This is a genomic window from Dietzia sp. DQ11-71, assembly GCF_014144995.1.
Classification (GTDB): Bacteria; Actinomycetota; Actinomycetes; order Mycobacteriales; family Mycobacteriaceae; genus Dietzia; species Dietzia kunjamensis.
Map to the genome: position 1 here is coordinate 1 of NZ_JAALDT010000200.1, position 4,150 is coordinate 4,150.

The following is a 4,150-nucleotide window of genomic DNA, read 5'->3' on the forward strand; positions in this document are numbered from 1 at the left end:
AGGGTGGCAGGCGTGGGAAGTCACGACGACGACGACGACGAGACACTCCCGTCACTCGCGTACCTTGCCGTCCCAGCGGTCAGGGCCTCGGGGCCGTGCCGGCCGGGGACGGTCCCGCGGCGGCGGGCGCGGCTAGAGTCCGCAGTATGAGCTCTGGCCCGTCCGCCCACGCCCTGGTCCTCCGACACCGGGCCAAGCCGGGCCGTCGTGACCAGTTGATCGAGGTGTGGCGCCGGCACATGCCCGAGGCCGTGCAGGCCAACGCCGGGCACCGGGCCTATGTACTGTGCGCATCCCACGTGGACCCGGACGTGATGGTGGTGTTCCAGCACTACCGGGACGCCGCGGCCGCCCAGGAGTTCCTCGGCAACCCCGCCTACCTGCGGTATCTGGCGGAGTCGAGCCCGCTGCTGAGCGGGCCGCCCGAGGTCGAGGCCGTGGACCCACTGTGGTCGAAGGCGGTCGCGCCCGGCGAGTGAGTCCCGCCGAGTGAGCCCCGCCGGGCATTCCGGCAGGGCACCCGGCCCGGATCCGGCTCGGATGCGCTGCCTGGTCGACTTGCGCGCCCCGAATGGTCCATTCCCGCAGCACGACCAGGTGATCGACGTACATTCCGGCAGCGGCGGTCGGCGTGGCGGCGTACCCGGGGCTGATCCCGCCCGGCCCCGAGCGCGCGGGTCAGGGATTGTCGGGTCCACTCGGTAAAGTCGGGCCCGTGACAGCCCGCAGACCGACCCCCGACCGCAGTGCCGCCGACAGCAGCGCCGCCGCCGAACGATCCGCCTCCGATCGACACGACGCCGCGGTGTTCTCGGCGTTGCAGGACGGACCGGGTTCCCGGCCCGACCCGGCGGAGGTCGAGGCGCGCCGGGTCCGGTTGCTCGCGGGCGCCCAGACCACGATGAACGACCTGGCCGACGTGCTGGCCCCACTCGCGACGGCGTTCGGTGGCGCCGGGCACGAGCTCTACCTGGTGGGTGGCAGTGTCCGCGACGCCGTGCTCGGCCGACTGGGCACCGACCTGGACTTCACCACGGACGCCCGGCCCGAGACGGTGCGGGCCATCCTCGACGACTACGCGGACGCGGTGTGGGACACCGGGATCGAGTTCGGCACGCTGTCGGCCGTCAAGCGGGACGGTGGCGGGATCGAGCAGCAGATCGAGATCACCACGTTCCGCGCGGACTCGTACGACGGGGTGACCCGGAACCCCGAGGTCGTCTTCGGCGACACCCTCGACGGCGACCTGATCCGGCGCGACTTCACGGTCAACGCCATGGCGGTGCGTCTGCACCCGGACGGGCGCCAGGAGTTCGTCGACCCCCTGAACGGGATGGACGCCCTGCTCGCCGGCGTTCTGGACACCCCGGCCGCCCCGGAGCAGTCGTTCGCCGACGACCCGTTGCGCATGCTGCGGGCCTGCCGGTTCGTCTCCCAGCTGGGGTTCACCCTCGCGCCGCGGGTGTTCCGCGCGATGGCGGAGATGACCGGGGAGATCGACCGCATCACAGTCGAACGGGTGCGGACCGAACTCGACAAGACCATCCTCGGCGACTACCCGATCGACGGCATCAACATGCTGTGCGAGGCCGGGTTGGCCGACCGGGTGTTGCCCGAGGTGCCCGGCATGAAGCTCGAGCGCGACGAGCACATGCAGCACAAGGACGTGTACTGGCACTCGCTCACGGTGCTCAAGCAGGCCATCGACCTCGAACCCGAGGGGCCCGACCTGGTGCTCCGCTGGGCGGCGTTGCTGCACGACGTGGGCAAGCCCGCCACACGGGCGCCCAAGCCCGGCGGCGGCGTGACCTTCCACCACCACGAGGTGGTCGGCGCGAAGATGGTGCGCAAGCGCATGCGTGCGCTCAAGTACTCCAAACAGATGATCGAGGACGTCTCCGGCCTGGTGTTCCTCCACCTGCGCTTCCACGGGTACGGCGAGGGTCAGTGGACGGACTCCGCGGTGCGCCGCTACGTCTCCGACGCCGGACACCTGCTCCCGCGCCTGCACCGGCTGGTCCGGGCGGACTGCACGACCCGCAACAAGCGGCGGGCGGCCAAGCTGCAGGCCAACTACGACTCGCTGGAACGGCGGATCGCCGAGATCGAGGAGAAGGAGGACCTCGCCCGGGTCCGCCCCGACCTCGACGGCAACGAGATCATGACGCTGCTCGACCTCAAGCCGGGGCCCGATGTCGGTCGCGCGTGGGCGTATCTCAAGGAGTTGCGCCTCGACCGCGGCCCGCTCGACCGGGATGAGGCCGAGGCCGCACTCCTGAGCTGGTGGGCGGGACAGAACGAACCGCAGCAGAACGGCGGGTCCGGGGGCTCCGCCGAGCAGAACGGCGATCCGGCATGATCGGCGGAGCGGTCGACCGCTACCTAGGCTCGGCCGCTGCGCGGGTCGTCGTCGTCGTCCTCGCCGTCGTCGGCACGCTGCTGCACACCGTGGGCATCCCGGGGTTGCAACAGATCCCGCCGTACCGCATCGACCTCGACGTCTACCGCGTCGGCGGGCAGGTGTTCCGCGACGGTGGCGACCTCTACGGCGAGCTGCCCCAGCTCGCCCAGGGCGCCCACCTGCCGTTCACCTATCCCCCGCTGTCGGCGCAGCTCTTCTCGCTGTTCACGCTGGTGCCGTTGGCGGTCGCGTCCGCACTGATCACGCTGGCGACCATCGCGGTCCTGGCCTACGTCGTACAACTGGTGCTCGCGCGCACGTGCGAACGCCCGCAGCGCGAGTTGTGGTGGCTCACCGCAGCCGTGGTGGCGGTGGCACTGTGGTTCGGCCCGGTGCGCGAGACGATCGGGTTCGGGCAGGTCAACGTCTTTCTCATGGCGCTGGTGCTGGTCGACGTCATCCGCGGTCGCGGCCGCTGGTGGGGCGGCACCCTCACCGGGCTGGCGATGGCCATCAAGCTCACCCCGGCGGTGTTCCTGCTGTACTTCGTGCTGCGGCGCGACTGGCGTGGGCTGGCCACGGCGGTCGTCTCGGCGCTGGCGTTCACCGGGATCGGGCACCTGCTCACCCCGGACGACTCCGCCCGCTACTGGACGTTCGCCATCCGCGACCCGGCCCGGATCGGCGGTCTGGCGTTCACGTCCAACCAGTCGGTGAACGGGTTCGTGCACCGACTCGGCTTCGAGGACACCGCCGCGTCGGTCGCGTGGTTCGTGGTGTCCGCGGCGATCGGTCTGGGGATCGCGTGGGTGGCGTGGCGGCTGCTGCGGTCCGGCCACGAGGTGGCCGCCGCGGTCGCGGTGGGGCACGTGGCCCTGTTCTGCTCGCCCGTGTCATGGGGACACCACTGGGTGTGGGCGGTGCCCGCGGTCGTGCTCACCCTGGTGTGGGCCGACCGCGCGGGACGAGACGGCGACGACGACGAGCGCGGCTGGCTCGCCCTGGCCGGCGGCGGCGTGGTGATCTTCCTGGGCACGCCGCAGTGGTGGGTGCCGCACAGCGAGGGCCGCGAACTCGGCTGGGGCCCGCTGGAGCACCTCGTCGGCAACGCCTACCTGATCTGGGCGGCGGTCTTCCTCGTCGTCGTGGGTGCCCGGGCCTCTCGACTCGGGCGTCGCGACCTGGGCGGCGATCCCGAACGACCCGCGTTGCTCGTCAGGGCCACCGCGAGCAGCTGAGCGCCCGCCGTCAAGGCGGAACGACGATCTGTGGAATGCGGTTCCTCGCTCCACAGATCGCGGATCGGGGCTGGTCCGATCAGGGCTCCCGGGACACGATTCTGGGCATGGACTACTTCTTCGGAGACGGCGTCGGGGACCCGACGCAGTGGCAGGGCGAGCCCGACCTCACCCTCGGAACCGGTGCCGCGGACGCGCTGTGGCTGGACTTCGACGGTGACGGGTACGCCGACGACGCCCTGTGGGACTCGGACCTCGACGGCGCCGCCGACCGCGTGGTGACCGATGTGGGCACCGGCACCCAGGCCGCCTACGCCGATGACGGTGGACGCGGCGTGTGGAACGTCTACGCCGGAGGAGCCGGCGCGCTCGCCGCGGGGTCCGTGGGCGGCGGGTCTGTGGGCGGTGGCTCGGTGGGTGGTGGATCAGTTGCCGCCGGTTCGGCGGGCGGTGGGTCTGTCGGCGCGGGGTCGGTGGGGGGCGGCTCGCTCGGCACGGGGTCCGTCGGGGC

The 4,150-nt window shown here is 71.8% G+C and carries 3 protein-coding genes and 1 pseudogene; all 4 read left to right on the plus strand.

The window, feature by feature from the left end; genetic code table 11:
* Positions 1–146: 146 nt before the first annotated feature.
* The gene (locus G6023_RS08090) at positions 147–479 is read left to right on the plus strand and encodes a putative quinol monooxygenase (protein ID WP_069389324.1); all 333 of its coding nucleotides are present in this window, start codon (positions 147–149) and stop codon (positions 477–479) included.
* A 326-nt stretch (positions 480–805) separates the two neighbouring features.
* Positions 806–2,359: a CCA tRNA nucleotidyltransferase gene (locus G6023_RS08095; RefSeq protein ID WP_182634914.1), complete on the plus strand. Its 1,554-nt coding sequence runs from the start codon at positions 806–808 to the stop codon at positions 2,357–2,359.
* Positions 2,356–3,639, plus strand: a complete 1,284-nt coding sequence (locus G6023_RS08100) for a glycosyltransferase 87 family protein (protein WP_182634912.1) — start codon at positions 2,356–2,358, stop codon at positions 3,637–3,639. The genes G6023_RS08095 and G6023_RS08100 overlap by 4 nt, the downstream gene beginning before the upstream one ends.
* A 35-nt stretch (positions 3,640–3,674) precedes the next feature.
* Positions 3,675–4,150: pseudogene (locus G6023_RS08105) on the plus strand (hypothetical protein); the annotation flags it as partial.